This is a genomic window from Howardella ureilytica, from assembly GCF_054657495.1.
Genome location: NZ_BAAHYP010000001.1, coordinates 55429 through 72011, shown reverse-complemented (window position 1 = coordinate 72011; position 16583 = coordinate 55429). Strand labels below are relative to the sequence as shown.

Sequence of the window (16583 nt, the reverse complement as noted above, 5' to 3'; positions counted from 1 at the left end):
GATAAACATTTTGATATAGTTTAAAACTATATATAGTGATTAGTTTAAGATATTATTTATTAATAAATAAAAGTGATACCATATACATAGAAAAAAGATAGGTATTAAATTTACTGTTACAGGTTGGAGGATATTTTTATGAGAGATGAAACTAAATGTTTGCATGCAGGATATACGCCGAAAAACGGTGAGCCGAGAGTGGTTCCAATTGTACAGAGTACCACATATGTCTATGATTCTACGGAAGAAGTGGCATCGGTTTTCGACGAACCGACAAAATCACTTATTTATTCAAGATTTGCCAATCCTACGGTAATGGCAGTGGAAGAAAAAATAGCTGAACTTGAAGGGGGAATAGGCGCCATGTGTACCACTTCGGGACAGGCTGCATCTCTCCTTTCGATTCTCAATATATGCAAGGCCGGAGACAGTATATTGGCAGCGGCCGAAATATACGGAGGAACGATTAATTTATTCTCGCATACAATAAAGAAGCTGGGAATAGAGTGTATTTATATCGAAAAAGGCATGAGCGATGAGGAGATTGACGCATTATTCAAACCGAATACAAAGGCGGTATTCGGTGAAACCATTGCAAATCCGGCTCTTACGGTTCTTGACATAGAGAGATTTGCAAATATTGCTCATAAACACGGAGTGCCTCTTATTGTAGATAATACATTTGCCACTCCTATACTTTGCAAGCCGTTTGATTACGGTGCCGACATAGTCATTCATTCAACAACAAAGTATATGGACGGTCATGCGGTTCAGGTCGGAGGCGTCATTGTAGACAGCGGTAAGTTCGATTGGACTAACGGCAATTTCCCGGATCTTACGGAGCCTGATATTACATATCACGGAATATCATATACGGAAACATACGGAAAGGCCGCATACATTATCAAAGCAAGAATGCAGCTTATGCGAGATTTCGGCGTTTATCCTGCCGCACATTCCGCATTTCTCCTTAACCTCGGTCTGGAAACACTTGCGGTACGTATGGAAAGATATTGTGAAAACGCATTAAAGGTGGCTGAATATCTGGAAAAATCAGATAAAATAGAATCGGTTAGATACCCTGGATTGGAATCCGATGAAAACCATGAACTCGCACGTAAATATCTTAAAGGATCAAGCGGAGTTATTTCTTTTGTAATTAAGGGCGGAAGGGATAATGCCATAAAATTCATGGATTCTTTAAAACTTGCGTCAAATGAAGTTCATGTTGCGGACATTCGTACATGTGTGCTTCATCCGGCAAGCGAAACTCACAGACAGCTCTCTGATGAACAGCTTGTACTTGCGGGAATAGAACCGGGAATGGTGAGATTATCTGTGGGGCTTGAAAATGTTGACGATATAATTGAGGATATTGAACAGGCTCTTGCAAAAATATGATATTAAAGCTCAATCAGTTTAATACCGATATTTTGCGTATTAGGGCGGTAAAAGTCCGCTGTCACGCATAATCCGTAAATCGGCAAAAAAATGACTTATGAGGCTCGAATAATTTTAAATAAAAAAGGATTGCATATCGGCTTGCTGTAACTACAGTAAACTGATATACAATCCTTTTATTACGTAATATTAAAAAATGCTGTGTACTGTATGTAAAATAACGGCAAATTTAGCTGCGGTAAATATAAGGTATAAGTTAGCGACAAATGTAGCAAGACCCATACAGAATGAAATAATTACCGAAGGTGTCCATCTGCCCTTACTTCCTATTGCTCCGGCATATGATAAACCGATCAGGCTGAATATCATACCTACAAGCATAACAGGTAAAGGTATAACTGTAACGGTGCCTACGTAAGAGGCGATTGAAACAGTTCCGGCAAAGCCTACTATACAGAATATTAATCCTACTGCAGACATTACCATTGCAAAGATTTTTTCGCATTTCATGTTTGTGTTTAAAACCATATCGTATTCCTCCTTATATATTATTTATTATGGGGATCAGATCTGAAGTGAAGCAGGTGAGTATACACGACCTTTTAATTCACTGTTGAGCATGTAAAGTGCTCTTGAATCATCACCGAATAATTCCATTTTTGTAACGAGATCGGAAGCATTTTTCTCTTCTTCACCCTGCTCTTTAACAAACCAGTCAAGAAGCTGCATTGTTCTGTAATCGTTGTCGCTGTTGGCAGCAGCATAAATATTATTGATGCTTGCCGTAATAAACTTTTCATGACGAAGAGCTTCCTTAATAGGAGCCATATTGTCGTCAAACTTACAGTCAGGCTTCTTAATTGCTTCAAATGTTACCTTCTCACCGTTGTTTTGGAGATATTTGTATAAAATAAGCGCATGGTCAAGTTCTTCCTTTGCCTGGATTTCGAACCAGTTGGCAAATCCGTCAAGACCCTTTGCTTCATAATAGTTGGCAATATCAAGATAAACATAAGATGAAAAAAGTTCATTGTTAATCTGATCGTTAATTAAAGATGATACTTTTGAATGCATAGTAATAATCCTCTCCTAAAATAAAATTTATATGCTAATTATAAAATATTATTAAGTGATGGTCAAAAGTAATTTACATTAATTTAAAGATTATTTTAGAAAATCAAATAAGACATTGAATTGCAAAAAATCCCGTAAGACTTTAAGAAAGGGATTTCAAATATACGGTTACCGTACAACATTAAAAAACTGCCGATAACGAGGCTTGAACCGACATCCGATTGTCAGACCGAAAATCCGATAATCGGGATACACCTCGTTTCGACAGGTTTTATATAATATAAGATTATTATTTTACAAATTCAGCTTTTTCGTTGTTGAAATCCGACGCGGTTTTACTGACCGTATGTTTAATAGGTTTCCATGTAACTTTGGTAAATAACGCAAAGAATGCCATAGGAACATATGTAAACATAAATAAGGGATATGTGAACAGGTACAGTATTTTTTTGCCGTTCGGTGCAACTATCTTGTCCCATTCGGTTATTATGGTGAATAATCCCCATACAAATGTAATAAGATAAAATTGTATTACGCCCGTGCCCATTGCCATGAAGGTCTCAGGCGCCATGGACATGGCCATTTCCACGTCTTTAATATTAAGAGCTACGGATATAATCGTAAGGGCAGCACTTATCAGCGTAAAAATAGTGGACGGAGCAAGGGTCATAAAGGCATCGTACTTGGAAAGCATCATGGACGGTTTTGTGAAAAAACGCTTAAATAATTTATATCCGTAATGCCATTGAACCTGGTAGAAGCCCTTTGTCCAACGCAGACGCTGGTGCCATGACTGCATAAATGAAGAAGGCTGTTCGTCATAGAACATTGCATCTTTTGCATATCCTATTTTCTCATCATTTGATATGAGATGTGCCGATAATTGGATATCTTCCGTCATAAGATTGAAATGCCAGCCGTTGTTTTCTTCGATGATTTCACTGCTTACCATGTATCCGGTACCTGATACCATTGCACTGGATTTAAGGAGCTTGCGGGAATTGTTAAGGTACTTTGCTTCACGCATAAAGGCAATTGAATATCCGGCTGTTATCCAGTTTGTATCGAAATTTTTTGAATTTCTGTATCCCGTTACAACTCTGTAGCCTTTGCAGAACTCATTGTTCATGGCACGTGTAAAGTTTTTCCCTACAATATTGTCCGCATCAAAAATAAAATAGCCGTCATATGCTCTGTATGAACCGTAATCATCCTTTATTTTGTTGAAGACAAAGTCAAGAGCATATGATTTGCCGACCTGCTTGTCATTAAATCTTTCGTATACCACGGCTCCGGCATCTTTGGCAACGGAAGCGGTATTGTCGGTACAGTTATCCGCAACCACAAAAATGTCTATAAGTTCGCCGGGATAATTTTGTTCTTTGATACTTTCTATCAAATTGGCAATAACATTTTCCTCATTACGGGCAGCAATTATAAAACCGAACTTATGTGGTTCTCCGTCCTTTTCAATAAAATCTTCGGCTTTTGCCGTGCCGTTAAGTATGGCCTTGTATCTGTTATTCTTCTGTATTCTTGTCTTTATCTCATCGACAAGCGCAACGAGAATATAGAACATCTGGTAACCGAACATGGCAATCACCATTATGGTGAGTATGATACTGATTACGCCTACTAATTCTGTTTGCATATACTAAACCTCTGTTGTACATAATTTATTCACATTTAATTATCAATTTCGTTACAAGTATAACATTATATGCCATAGTGTCAATTCAAATTCAAATTTTGTACATAATTTGTTCATAATTATACCTTTTTTGACTGCGCAATAACGCATATATAAACATTTATTCGAAATTGTGCTATAATATCGGGACATCAATAAATATGTTATTTGCATGCAGCTGTAAATAATAAGGAGAATTATGTCATATGTACAATTTAACATCACAATTTATTATGTATAATCATGTAGCGGCGAAGGGCACCGTTTTAGACAGATTATCATGTATATACAATAAATATGAAAAATATAAACATTCTAAAAAGGTAAATAAGAAATCAGGAAAACCGACTCTGATAAAAGAAGTTTACGATGTGATTAATAATATTTTGAAAATATCCACAACAAACGGATTTGACGGCAATTTGTGGCAAAATTATTTAACGTATCTCATTATTACCGACGAGAATTCATTCAGTATCGTAACCGAAAAACAGGGAGCAAAAGACGGAACCGTCAATGATTTTGCCGTGAATGATTTCGGTATATTCAGAAAATTGTTTTCGTTTGATTTTTCCGGTTTGGAAGAATACCTGGATATAAATTGTTTTTCCAAGATTTGCAATTACAAATCAATAAAAAAACATGAGCTGATGTATAACAGAGACATAAGTGAATGTGTAAGGAAATTAAGCAATACACTTGCTGGCGCTCTGTCGGATGAAGAATTTTTTAACATTGTTACCGAATTCTACAAAAACGTGGGAGTAGGTCTTTTCGGACTTAACAAGGCATTCAGAATCAGAGAAAAGGGAGATAATGATTTCGATTTTATTTCCGTAAGCAACATGGAAAGAGTAATGTTAAACGATCTTGTCGGATATCACAGACAAAAGCAGATGCTTACCGAAAATACGGAGAATTTCCTAAACGGGAAAAAAGCAAACAATGTTCTTTTGTACGGAGACAGCGGAACGGGAAAGTCTACTTCCGTTAAAGCCATAGTAAATGAATATTATAACAGAGGCTTAAGAATGATTGAGATATATAAGCATCAATTTAAATATATATCCGGAATAATAAGCAGAATAAAAAACAGAGGATATAAGTTCATTATATATATGGATGATCTTTCTTTTGAAGACAATGAAACAGAATATAAGTTTTTAAAGGCCGTAATGGAAGGCGGAGTTGAAACAAAGCCGGAAAACATACTGATTTATGCTACATCGAACAGGAGACATTTAATAAAAGAAACATGGAAAGATAAGAATGACATGGAACATACGGATGACATCCACCGCTCTGATACGGTAGAGGAAAAAATGTCATTGGTTAACAGGTTCGGAATAAAGATTAATTACGGCAAGCCTACACCCCTTGAATATCTTGAGATAGTAGATCATCTTGCCGCATTAAACGGTATACACGAGGATCCTTCGGAATTGCACAGAAAGGCGAATGCATGGGGAATCAGAAACGGAGGCATTTCCGGAAGAACAGCCGAACAGTTTATTAATCATATTTCGGGAAGTTCGAATTAAAGTGTATATTAAAGTATCTCATTAAAGAAAGGTTTAGGTTTTGATAGCATATGTAAAGGGAGTGCTTGCAGATATCGGGCAGGACTCAATCATTATAGATAAAAGCGGAATCGGAGTAAACATTAATGTTCCGGGAAGTATAATTACTTCGCTTCCGGACATAGGAAGCGAAGTTAAGGTATATACATATACATATGTAAGAGAAGATGCAATTGCGCTTTACGGCTTCATGACAAGGGATGATTTGGATGTTTTTAAGCTTTTGATAAATGTTAACGGCATAGGAACAAAAAGTGCCCTGGGGATCCTCTCCGCAATAACTCCTAACGAATTACGTCTTGCGGTTGCTTCGGAGGATTATAAAACCATATCAAAAGCTCCCGGTATCGGAAAAAAATCTGCGGAGAGGATAGTTCTGGAGCTCAGAGACAAGGTTAATGCGGTAATTGAAGAAGAACATTTCACGGATTGCTCCGATACGGATACGGGCAGGACTGACAGCGTAAATTCAGTCATTTCGGCGTTGGTGTCTCTCGGATTCAGCTGCAGTGAAGCTGCGAAGGCTGTTAAGCAGGTAGACAATTACGAAGAACTGAATGATGAATCGCTTATAAAAGAGGCATTAAAGCATTTATCATAATATGAACAGTATCATATTATTAAGGAGAAAAAATGGATAATAGGATAATTTCAACAGAGATTATTCCGGAAGATGAAGGCAATGAAACTCTTCTCAGGCCTAAAACTTTAAAAGAATATATAGGACAAAAGAAGGTCAGAGATAATCTCAGTGTATATATGGAGGCCGCAAAACTTCGTAACGAGGCATTGGATCATGTATTGTTATACGGTCCGCCGGGATTGGGCAAAACCACACTGTCCGGAATAATAGCGTCGGAAATGGGGACAAATATGAAAATAACCAGCGGTCCCGCAATAGAGAGACCGGGAGAGCTGGCGGCGATACTTAACGGACTGTCTGAAGGAGATGTTCTTTTTATTGATGAAATACACAGATTGAACCGACAGGTGGAAGAGGTTTTGTATCCCGCCATGGAAGATTTTTGTATTGATATTATTATCGGCAAGGGCGGAGCTGCCCGTTCAATAAGAATAGATTTACCCAAATTTACCCTTGTGGGAGCAACAACAAGAGCAGGACTTCTTTCGGCTCCTCTCAGAGACAGGTTCGGAATAATTGACAGGCTTGAATATTATTCGGTCGATGAGCTGAAGGACATTATAATTCGTTCGGCATATGTATTGGGAATAGATATAGATGACGACGGCGCATTTGAACTTGCAAGGAGATCAAGAGGGACGCCGAGACTTGCCAACAGACTTTTAAAAAGAATAAGAGATTACGCACAGGTCAGATTTGACGGAAGAATCACAAAAGAAGCCGCTGATTACGGATTAAATCTTCTTGAGGTGGATTCAAACGGACTTGATAAGAGCGACAGAAAGATATTGGAAAAAATTATTTCCCAGTTCTCAGGAGGTCCCGTCGGGATAGAGGCATTGGCCGCCGCATTGGGGGAGGATGCCGGAACTCTTGAGGATGTATATGAACCGTATCTTGTTCAAAATGAATATATAAGCAGAACAAGAACCGGAAGAATTGCCACCGATAAAGCATACAGGGCGGTGGGAATACAAAAACAGGATAATCAGGAATTTAAATAACATATAAAAGACGGTCGTTAATGTGAAACGGCTGTCTTTTTTTTGCCTGTAAAATGATGCAAGGGAAAGATGAAATTGTATATAAAAATTTAATAATTTAACGAAAAAGAAGCGTTATGCACATGTTGACACAATATATGGTGATATTTGCCATGCTTATTACGATATATAGGCAAAAACAAAGGTTTTCTCATACAAATGTACAGTATACGGTCAAATTAAAACTTGTAATTTTAGCCATATGTTATAGAATATATAGAAAAGTGGTAAAAAGTAGCAGATGGTGGAGGACTGTGGTGATACATGGTCCTGAATGACTTAAGGGGGCATGCTTTATATGTTTATGGGTGAATATATACATTCCATAGATGCAAAAGGGCGTATTATAATGCCTTCTAAGTTTCGTGATGAAGTATCTGGGGGGAGCTTTGTCATCACCAGAGGGCTGGATGGGTGCCTGTTTGTGTATACAGAAGAAGAATGGGCCGCATTTGACAGCAAATTGCAAAGTTTGCCGCTTATTAACAAAGGAACAAGACAGCTCAACAGATTCTTTCATGCAGGCGTTACCGTGGTTGAACCTGATAAACAGGGGAGAGTTTTGATACCTGCAACTCTTAGAGAATATGCCGCGCTGGACAAAGACGTATGTCTGGTGGGTATGGGAAATAAGATTGAAGTATGGAGTAAGGAGCGTTGGGAAACCAATGTAAACTCCATAGGAGATGATATTGATGCGGTTCTCAGTGATATGGAAGAACTGGGCTTCTCAATTTAACAGGGCCCGGTAATGTTTTGGAGGTTGTAATGGAGTTTTCTCATATTCCCGTGATGAGAGATGAAACAATTAACAGTTTGAATATTAAACCTGACGGGACATATGTTGACGGAACATTAGGCGGTGCGGGTCATTCAATGGAAATTCTCAAGCGGCTGGGTCCGTCGGGAAGGCTTATTTGTTTTGATCAGGATGCGGAAGCCATAGAGAGTTCATCAAAAAAGCTTGATGAATACAGACCGGGAACAATTTTCATTCACAGTAATTTTGAATATATGCCGGAGAAACTGAGGGAACACGGAATTACCGGTGTTGACGGCATAATGTTGGACTTAGGTGTTTCGTCACACCAGTTGGATGTACCGGAGAGAGGTTTTTCGTACAGATTCGATGCTCCTCTCGACATGAGAATGGACAATAGGGTTCAAAGAACAGCCGCAGATATTGTCAATGAAGAATCTGTAGAATCATTGACAAAAATCATTAAAGAATACGGCGAAGAAAAATATGCGCGAAAAATTGCGCATAACATTGATTTAGCAAGAAAAAATAAAAGAATAGAAACAACATTTGAATTAAATGATATTATAAGAAAATCCATGCCGGCAAAAAGTCTGGCGACGGGCGGACATCCGTCAAAAAGAACATTTCAGGCGCTCAGAATTGCCTTAAATGATGAGTTGAACAGACTTGAAGGCGTTATACCGAAGATGATAGATTTGCTTAACGATAAGGGGAGACTCAGCATAATCACATTTCATTCACTTGAAGACAGGATAGTAAAAAACGCATTTAGAAATGCGCAAAATCCGTGTACATGTCCGAGTGATTTTCCGGTATGCGTATGCGGGAAAAAATCAAAAGGGACGGTTATTACAAAGAAAGCGATTGTTCCGAGCGAGGAAGAATTAGAACATAACAGCAGGGCAAAAAGTGCCAAGCTCAGGGTGTTTGAAAGAGTTATGTATCAAGGAGAAGAAAGATGACAGACGGAACTAATATCGGCGGAGGATATAATACATATTTAAGCGGTTCTGAAGCTCCGTCAATCAATGTGGGGACGCAGACTAAAAGAAGAAGTCGAATTCCCATATCACCGAGAAAGAGAGCTGCGAGAGCCAATCGACGCAGTTTGGTTTTATTTGGCATAGTAACGGTAATAACCGCAATTGCCATTGTGTTGGGTGTAAACTATCTCAATCTTCGTTCAGATCTCATAACAAGCACATCGGAAATTAATTCTCTTCAGGAAGAGCTTAATACAATAACCACCAATAACAATGAAAAACAGGTTGATTTAGAATCTGATATTAATTATCAGGAAATATACGACAAAGCCGTTAATGAATACGGCATGAAATATCCTGATTCTGACAGTATTGTAGAATATGACGGCGGCACATTGGGATATATAAGGCAATATCAAAATATTCCGGGTAATTGATTCAGATATGATAGGTATAAAATGAAAAAGCGTGACGATTATTCACAATATAGCAAGGCGATGCTTGGAAGGATAAAAACCAAATCAGGCATTGCCTTTTTAATTGCAATGGTACTTGTTTTGGTACTTATTATCAGAGTTATTTTTATTAACATTGCGGACGGAGAAGAATATTCAAGGATAGTACTTAACCATCAGGCTTATTCATCCCGTACGATAGCAAGTAAGAGAGGTTCCATACTGGACAGAAACGGGACTGTTCTTGCGTACAGTAAAAAAGTATACAATCTTATAATAGATCCGTATGTTATTAATTCCGACGACAAAAAGAAAGAAGCTACCGTTAATGCGGTAAATGAATATTTCGGCGTTGACAAAAAGGAAATAGAGGATGTGCTGTCCAATCAAAAGGACAGCAGATACAGAAAAATAAAGACAGACCTTGAAGAAAGTGTCGTAAACGGATTCAAAGATAAGACGAAGGACAATAAAGATATAGATGGCGTGTGGTTTGAGGACGATTACAAAAGGGTATATCCTTTCGGTACTCTTGCGGCGGATGTTATAGGTTTCTATAATAAAAATAACGGCGGAGAACTCGGATTGGAGAAGAAGTATGATTCATATCTGACGGGAACCGACGGACTTGCATATACATATGTGGACGATTCCATGGAACGTACCGAAAATCTTAAAGCTGCAGTGGACGGAAACAATATCGTAACCACCTTGGATTACGGTGCTCAAAATATTATTGATAAGTATATTGCAAAATATAATGAGGCAAAGCCTTCTCCGAACACGGGTGCAATTCTCATGAACCCAAATACGGGGGAAGTGCTTGCCATGAGCAGTTATCCGTTTTTTGATTTGAATAATCCGAGAGATCTGAAAGCCGTATATACGGATGAACAGATTGCGGCCATGAGTGAAGAAGAGAAAGCCCAAAATCTGGCAAAATTATGGAGAAACTATTGCGTTTCAGATGTATACGAACCGGGATCCACTTTTAAATCAATTACGGTTGCGGGCGGACTGGAAGAGGGAGTCGTACATGACGGAGATCAGTTCTTCTGCGGCGGCTCACTTTCAATAGGCGGTTATACCATTAACTGTTGGAGGCATATTTACGGCGGACATGGTCAGATATTCCTTGACGAAGCTCTCGGGGACTCATGTAACGTGGCCATGATGGAAATTGCGGCTAACCTTGGAACCGATAACATGATTAAATATCAATCTCTGTTCGGATTCGGTTCAAAGACCGGAATAGACCTTCCGAGCGAGGAGAGAGGTATTCTTCAGAATCCCAAATCGATGTCGGAAACAGATTTGGCAACCAACTCATTCGGACAAAACTTTGACGTTACAATGATTCAGATGGCTGCCGCATATTGTTCTCTTGTAAACGGAGGAACATATTATCAGCCTCATATAGTAAAATCGGTTGAAAATGAAAAGGGTGAAAAGATAAAAAGTATTGCACCTGTTTCCGTAAGAAAAACAGTTACCGAATCAACATCGGTAATTATAAGAAGAATTCTTAAGGAAGCCGTGGAACAGTACGGTGTTAAATATGTAAAAGTCGACGGATATTCCGTGGGAGGTAAAACAGGTACAGCACAGAAATTGCCTCGTTCCGACAAGAAGTGGCTTATTTCGGTTGCGGCATTTGCTCCGGCGGAGAATCCTCAATACGTATTATATGTGGTAATCGATGAACCAGCCGGAACGACCGGAACCAGCGGATCCGGTATGGATGTTCAGGAACTTACACACGACATGCTTTCGGAACTGCTTCCGTATCTGGGAGTACCTAAAGATAACACCGCAACGAATACGGAGAAAGAAAATACAAATTCAAACACTGAGGGCGGAATTGATGTACCGGAAGGAACTCATTTGGAAACCGAAGCATCAACAGAAGAATAAAATCGGGTAATTAATTATGAATAACAGAGTATTAGTAATAGGTGCAGGTAAAAGCGGTATAAATGCCGCTAAACTTCTTATGTCAAAGGGATATGCGGTTACGCTTTTTGACGGCAATCCGCAAACAGACAAGTCGGCAATAAGAAAAGTTCTCGGAGATGCGGAAATATTGCTCGGGGATATCGGAGAAGACGACATTAAGACATTTGATATGGCAGTAATCAGCCCCGGCGTACCTTTGGATAATCCGTTGGTTGTAAAAATAAACAATTTAAACGTAAAGATTATCGGAGAGATAGAACTGGGATATATGTACGAAAAGGGCACTGTTGTCGCAATAACGGGAACTAACGGCAAAACGACAACGACAACCCTTGTGGGTGACATACTGAAAAAATGGAAAAGTAATACCATAGTTGCGGGTAATATAGGCCTTCCGTATACCGATGAAGTAGTAAAGTCGGAAAATGATTCGATATCGGTCATAGAAGTAAGCAGTTTTCAGCTTGAAACAATAGATACATTCCATGCGCATGTGGCTGCAATATTGAACATAACGCCGGATCATTTGGACAGACATAAAACAATGGAGGCGTATGCCGAAGCCAAATTTAATGTCACAAAAAATCAAACTGAGGACGATTTTGTTGTCATGAATTATGATGATGACAGATTAAGAGAATTCTCGAAAAAATGCAAAGCTCATGTTATATGGTTTGGAAGGCTTAATAAACCGAAAACAGGATATTATTACAGGGACAGAGTAATATCAAGAATATATGAGGACAGAGAAGAAAAACTGTTAAATGTTGATGACATAAATCTTATCGGTGATCACAACTATGAAAATGTAATGGCCGCTCTTGCTATAGCCGAAGCGGCGGGGGTTCCTTCCGGGACGGCAATCGAAGTTACGAAAGCTTTTAAGGCCGTTGAGCACAGAATTGAGAAAGTAGATACAATAAACGGAGTTGTATATTATAACGATTCCAAGGGTACCAATACGGACGCTTCAGTTAAGGCGATAAAGGCAATGTCACGTCCGACTTTGCTGATAGCCGGAGGTTATGATAAAAACTCAACGTATGATGACTTTATTGACAGCTTTGACGGAAAAATAAAGGAACTCGTACTTATCGGAGCGACTGCGGAAAAAATAAAGGCATGTGCTTTGAAACACGGATTTACAAATATAAAGACGGCGGATTCTCTGGAAGAGGCCGTATCAATATGTAAATCGGATTCAGAGGAAGGGGATGCGGTACTGCTGTCTCCGGCATGTGCAAGCTGGGATATGTTTAAATCCTATGAAGAAAGAGGCAGATTATTTAAAAAAGCAGTCAGAGGGTAATATCTGCGTTTTTAACATAGTCGGTTAGAAATTAGATTTAGAGGCAATTATGCAAAAAAGAACTGTTAAAGATAGTAAAATTGTTAAAAGAAAGAAACTTAAAAGGATATTTCATTTTGACTATACATTAGTATTTTGTCTCTTTCTTATTATTGGATTCGGACTGATTATGATATACAGTTCAAGTTCATATACTGCCAACGTGGAATACGGAGATCCGAGTTATTTTTTTAACAGACAATTAATATTCGTTGCAATCGGGCTGGTGTTAATGGCGGCGGGCTTTATGATTAATTATAATGCTCTGATGCGAAAACATTGGTATTTATTGCTTGTGTCAATACTTTTGTTGTTTATGCTTATTCCTTTCGGAAGGACCGTTAACGGCGCAACCCGTTGGATAAGACTCGGATTCTTTAATTTCCAACCGGCAGAACTTGTTAAGCTTGCGGTTATTATTTCGGTTGTTGCGATGATAATTACCGCGGGACGGGATATTAAAAATTTTAAAACCAGAATTACAATCATATTGATTATCGGAGTTGTACCTGCCGCGTTGGTATTTGTGATAAGTTCAAACTTAAGCAGCGCCTTAATTATTTTCTTAATAGTATTTATGATGATGTTCATAGTGTCTCCGAACCATAAAAACTATCTGATAGCCATAGGAGTCGCAGCGGCAATAGGAATTGTAGCGGTTATTGTAATTTCAAATATGCCGGCAGATTCCGCAAGCTTCAGATTTAACAGAATAGCGGTTTGGCTTCATCCTGAAGAGTATGAACTTACGACGGGTTATCAGACGGTTCAATCGCTGTATGCAATAGGCTCCGGCGGATTTTTAGGCAAGGGACTCGGAAAAGGTCTGCAAAAATTGGGATATATACCGGAATCACAGAACGATATGATATTTGCCGTAATTTGTGAAGAAGTAGGTATATTCGGAGCAATTATCCTGCTGTCCATATTTGCATTGTTGTTATGGAGAATATATGTTATAGCCATGAGAGCTCCTACAAAGACGGATATGTTATTATGCATGGCAATTTTTTTCCATATTTCGATTCAGCTGCTTCTCAACGTGGCTGTTGTTACTAATCTTCTGCCGAATACGGGGGTAACACTTCCGTTTATAAGCTACGGCGGATCTTCAATGTTCTTCTTACTATTTGAAATGGGATTAGTGTTAAATGTCTCAAAGAAAATAGATATTGAGGAAAAGGTATAAGCGTATGAGTTCAGTAAAGATTGATATAGGTCGAAAACGAAAAAAAAGGAATAAAAAACTTTTTAAATTTACACTTATAACTTCCATAATTGCCGTAGCTTTTTTATTTGTTTTTTTCTTCTTTAAAACATCGGAGATTACATATGAAGGAAATAACAAGTCAAATGAAGAGGAGTTAAACGAATATATATTCGACGGCAGGAAGCCAAATACGCTTATTTATTCAATATTCGGGAACAAAAAGAAAGAAATACCGTTCATCTCAGACTATGACGTAAATATAGTCTGGCCGAATAAAATTCACGTTGTGGTGCATGAAAAGGAATTACTCGCAAGTTTTTATTACGCAGGCGTATACGAATATATAGACGAGACCGGAAACGTCGTGGACAGTTCGTGCAATTTGTACGACAACGCACCTCTTATAGAAGGAATATCATTTGACAACCTTATACTCGGATCAAGACCTCATGTAAGTGACGAAAAAGCCTACGATGCTCTTGTACTTTACGCACATTTTGCCCGTACATATTCTTTGAAGTTTAATAAAATAATTTATAAAGACGGAGCCATATTCTATCAAATTAATAATGCATATATAAATATGGGCACTACGGAACATGCCGAAGAAAAAGTGTTCAAACTCAGTAAGTTATATAATAAAATAGAAGGCCTTAGCGGAACACTTCATTTGGAAGATTACGACGGCGGTAATAAAAACATTATATTTGACAAGACGGTGGAAAATTCAAACGGAGAGTCATCCGAAGAATCAAAGTCCGGAACCGACGAAAATGCCCAAAATGCGCAACAGGAATCCGAGAATGATCAAAATGCCGAATCCGGAGAGCAGAATACGGCTTCCGGTGAAGGGGAGAGCGAAACAGTATCTCAAAGCGAAGAATAATGCAGCGGTTAGAGGATGAGCATTTATAATTTTGAAACCACATATACGGTTTTAATATAATCAGCAATCTGATTATATTTTGTTTAGAAACATATAAGCAAAGAAATATTAAAATTTGATAAATATCATTATTTTTGTTAAATAAACCACATAAAATATTGAATTATTTGTTTATTGATTATATCATTAGTTTAATATGGTTAAATGGATGTAATATTGAAGGAGGGTTAACACCTTGTTTGAACTAAGTAGTAATGAGAAAGAACAGGTTGCTAATATAAAAGTTGTCGGTATAGGCGGATGCGGAAACAACGCTGTATCAAGAATGGTGGAAGCGGGAATCACAAGTGCGGAGCTTATCGGAATCAATACGGATATTCAGGATATCAAGAAGTGTAAGGCCGGCGTAACCATTCCTATCGGAGCAAAAACAACTAACGGTCTCGGAGCCGGAGCCAAGAGCGAAGTGGGCGAAAAGGCAGCCGAAGAAAGTGCCGATGAAATTGCAAAGGCACTTGAAGGCGCCGACATGGTATTCGTTACATGCGGAATGGGCGGAGGAACCGGTACGGGAGCCGCTCCGGTTGTTGCATCTATAGCTAAAAAGCAGGGAGCCCTTACTGTGGGCGTTGTAACAACACCTTTTAAGTTTGAGGGAAGACCTCGTATGAGAAACGCTCTTGCGGGAATTGAAAGACTTAAAGAGAACGTGGATACAATTATAGTTATTCCGAACCAGAAGATTTTTGAAATTTATGACAAGGGAATTTCTTTTGAAGAAGCCATGGTAAGAGCCGACGAAGTTCTTCATCAGTCGGTTGTCGGTATTGCCGATCTTATCAATAAGCCTGCGACAATGAACCTGGATTTCGCGGATGTTCAGACAACAATGAAAGATCAGGGATTTGCTCATATCGGTATCGGTGAGTCATCCGATGACAATAAGGCGCTTACGGCAGTTAAAAATGCGGTATCAAGTCCGCTCCTTGAAACATCTATTGAGGGCGCAAAGAATATTATTCTTAATATTTCAGGTAATGCGACTCTTGCCGATGTTGAAGAGGCAACAGATTACATCTATGAAGAAGTGGGTGATGAAGTTAATGTTATCTTCGGTATTGATTCAGATGAAACCGCAGACAGCATTAAGATTACAATTATTGCCACAGGTATGGACAATGACAGCCTTGAGGCTGAAAGCAAGAAGTCTAACATGAGCTCTGCATCATCAGCTCCTCAGGTACACAATACAGTGTCATCACATGCTCATACAGTAGTATCATCAACAGATGCACAGGTTCAGACAGCTGAGAAAGAGGAAGCGGACGCGGAAGCCGAAGCAAGAGAAAAAGCAATAAGAGAAGCAGAAGAACTTAAGAAGGCATCAGAGGAAGCTCAGAAAAAGTTAAATGCGATGGTACAGCAAAGAGCTGCTAAACCGTCTAATAACAGCAAGTTTGATGTTCCGGTATTCCTTCAGAACAATAAAAACGACTGATTAATTCAGTTGTATATATATTTTAGAAAGGAGTCGCTTGTTTTTTTAGGCGA

15 protein-coding genes are annotated in these 16583 nt (G+C 38.7%); 12 read left to right on the top strand and 3 right to left on the bottom strand.

Annotated elements, in window-relative coordinates; genetic code table 11:
* The first annotated feature begins 138 nt into the window (after positions 1-138).
* Positions 139-1401 (top strand): O-acetylhomoserine aminocarboxypropyltransferase/cysteine synthase family protein, encoded by a 1263-nt coding sequence (locus ACYQ1N_RS00345; protein ID WP_459831354.1) that lies wholly within the window; start codon positions 139-141, stop codon positions 1399-1401.
* Between the two features lie 189 nt (positions 1402-1590).
* Here the strand turns inward: ACYQ1N_RS00345 and ACYQ1N_RS00340 are convergent, their stop codons facing one another.
* From ACYQ1N_RS00340 to ACYQ1N_RS00330, 3 genes are all read right to left on the bottom strand, one after another.
* Positions 1591-1929, bottom strand: a complete 339-nt coding sequence (locus ACYQ1N_RS00340) for a hypothetical protein (protein WP_459831353.1) — start codon at positions 1927-1929, stop codon at positions 1591-1593.
* A gap of 36 nt (positions 1930-1965) precedes the next feature.
* The gene (locus ACYQ1N_RS00335; protein ID WP_459831350.1) at positions 1966-2475 is read right to left on the bottom strand and encodes a ferritin; all 510 of its coding nucleotides are present in this window, start codon (positions 2473-2475) and stop codon (positions 1966-1968) included.
* A 289-nt stretch (positions 2476-2764) separates the two neighbouring features.
* Complete coding sequence (locus ACYQ1N_RS00330) at positions 2765-4126, bottom strand: glycosyltransferase family 2 protein (protein WP_459831348.1); 1362 nt, start codon at positions 4124-4126, stop codon at positions 2765-2767.
* A 245-nt stretch (positions 4127-4371) separates the two neighbouring features.
* Here ACYQ1N_RS00330 and ACYQ1N_RS00325 point away from each other — a divergent pair, with 245 nt between their 5' ends.
* The 11 genes from ACYQ1N_RS00325 (at position 4372) to ftsZ (ending at position 16530) form a co-directional block, all read left to right on the top strand.
* Positions 4372-5706 carry an ATP-binding protein gene (locus ACYQ1N_RS00325; protein ID WP_459831346.1) on the top strand — a complete coding sequence of 445 codons (1335 nt, stop codon included), beginning with the start codon at positions 4372-4374 and terminating at the stop codon, positions 5704-5706.
* Positions 5707-5746: 40 nt separating this feature from the next.
* Entirely contained in the window at positions 5747-6346 is a 600-nt protein-coding gene (gene ruvA / locus ACYQ1N_RS00320; protein WP_459831342.1) for a Holliday junction branch migration protein RuvA, read from the top strand.
* A gap of 32 nt (positions 6347-6378) precedes the next feature.
* Positions 6379-7392, top strand: a complete 1014-nt coding sequence (gene ruvB / locus ACYQ1N_RS00315; protein ID WP_459831339.1) for a Holliday junction branch migration DNA helicase RuvB — start codon at positions 6379-6381, stop codon at positions 7390-7392.
* Positions 7393-7729: 337 nt separating this feature from the next.
* Positions 7730-8170 (top strand): division/cell wall cluster transcriptional repressor MraZ, encoded by a 441-nt coding sequence (gene mraZ / locus ACYQ1N_RS00310; RefSeq protein ID WP_459831336.1) that lies wholly within the window; start codon positions 7730-7732, stop codon positions 8168-8170.
* 29 nt (positions 8171-8199) lie between these two features.
* Positions 8200-9156 (top strand): 16S rRNA (cytosine(1402)-N(4))-methyltransferase RsmH, encoded by a 957-nt coding sequence (rsmH, locus tag ACYQ1N_RS00305; protein WP_459831334.1) that lies wholly within the window; start codon positions 8200-8202, stop codon positions 9154-9156.
* Positions 9153-9614 (top strand): hypothetical protein, encoded by a 462-nt coding sequence (locus ACYQ1N_RS00300; RefSeq protein ID WP_459831331.1) that lies wholly within the window; start codon positions 9153-9155, stop codon positions 9612-9614. Before rsmH ends, ACYQ1N_RS00300 begins: the two co-directional genes overlap by 4 nt.
* Positions 9615-9635: 21 nt before the next feature.
* Positions 9636-11546 (top strand): peptidoglycan D,D-transpeptidase FtsI family protein, encoded by a 1911-nt coding sequence (locus ACYQ1N_RS00295; protein WP_459831329.1) that lies wholly within the window; start codon positions 9636-9638, stop codon positions 11544-11546.
* Between the two features lie 16 nt (positions 11547-11562).
* On the top strand, positions 11563-12897 hold the full coding sequence (gene murD / locus ACYQ1N_RS00290) for a UDP-N-acetylmuramoyl-L-alanine--D-glutamate ligase (RefSeq protein ID WP_459831327.1): 1335 nt from the start codon (positions 11563-11565) through the stop codon (positions 12895-12897).
* A 49-nt stretch (positions 12898-12946) separates the two neighbouring features.
* Entirely contained in the window at positions 12947-14125 is a 1179-nt protein-coding gene (locus ACYQ1N_RS00285; protein WP_459831325.1) for an FtsW/RodA/SpoVE family cell cycle protein, read from the top strand.
* A gap of 4 nt (positions 14126-14129) precedes the next feature.
* Entirely contained in the window at positions 14130-15032 is a 903-nt protein-coding gene (locus ACYQ1N_RS00280) for a cell division protein FtsQ/DivIB (protein ID WP_459831322.1), read from the top strand.
* 235 nt (positions 15033-15267) lie between these two features.
* Positions 15268-16530, top strand: coding sequence for a cell division protein FtsZ (gene ftsZ / locus ACYQ1N_RS00275; protein WP_459831320.1), 1263 nt, complete (start codon positions 15268-15270; stop codon positions 16528-16530).
* Positions 16531-16583: the final 53 nt, after the last annotated feature.

Excerpts from the sequence above, each read along its gene's own strand:
- ACYQ1N_RS00280 (WP_459831322.1), top strand. The coding sequence starts at position 14,130 with ATGAGTTCAGTAAAGATTGATATAGGTCGAAAACGAAAAAAAAGGAAT.
- ACYQ1N_RS00300 (WP_459831331.1), top strand. The coding sequence starts at position 9,153 with ATGACAGACGGAACTAATATCGGCGGAGGATATAATACATATTTAAGC.
- ACYQ1N_RS00340 (WP_459831353.1), bottom strand. The coding sequence starts at position 1,929 with ATGGTTTTAAACACAAACATGAAATGCGAAAAAATCTTTGCAATGGTA.
- ruvB (WP_459831339.1), top strand. The coding sequence starts at position 6,379 with ATGGATAATAGGATAATTTCAACAGAGATTATTCCGGAAGATGAAGGC.
- ACYQ1N_RS00345 (WP_459831354.1), top strand. The coding sequence starts at position 139 with ATGAGAGATGAAACTAAATGTTTGCATGCAGGATATACGCCGAAAAAC.
- ACYQ1N_RS00335 (WP_459831350.1), bottom strand. The coding sequence starts at position 2,475 with ATGCATTCAAAAGTATCATCTTTAATTAACGATCAGATTAACAATGAA.
- rsmH (WP_459831334.1), top strand. The coding sequence starts at position 8,200 with ATGGAGTTTTCTCATATTCCCGTGATGAGAGATGAAACAATTAACAGT.
- ACYQ1N_RS00325 (WP_459831346.1), top strand. The coding sequence starts at position 4,372 with ATGTACAATTTAACATCACAATTTATTATGTATAATCATGTAGCGGCG.
- ACYQ1N_RS00330 (WP_459831348.1), bottom strand. The coding sequence starts at position 4,126 with ATGCAAACAGAATTAGTAGGCGTAATCAGTATCATACTCACCATAATG.
- mraZ (WP_459831336.1), top strand. The coding sequence starts at position 7,730 with ATGTTTATGGGTGAATATATACATTCCATAGATGCAAAAGGGCGTATT.
- ACYQ1N_RS00295 (WP_459831329.1), top strand. The coding sequence starts at position 9,636 with ATGAAAAAGCGTGACGATTATTCACAATATAGCAAGGCGATGCTTGGA.
- ACYQ1N_RS00285 (WP_459831325.1), top strand. The coding sequence starts at position 12,947 with ATGCAAAAAAGAACTGTTAAAGATAGTAAAATTGTTAAAAGAAAGAAA.
- murD (WP_459831327.1), top strand. The coding sequence starts at position 11,563 with ATGAATAACAGAGTATTAGTAATAGGTGCAGGTAAAAGCGGTATAAAT.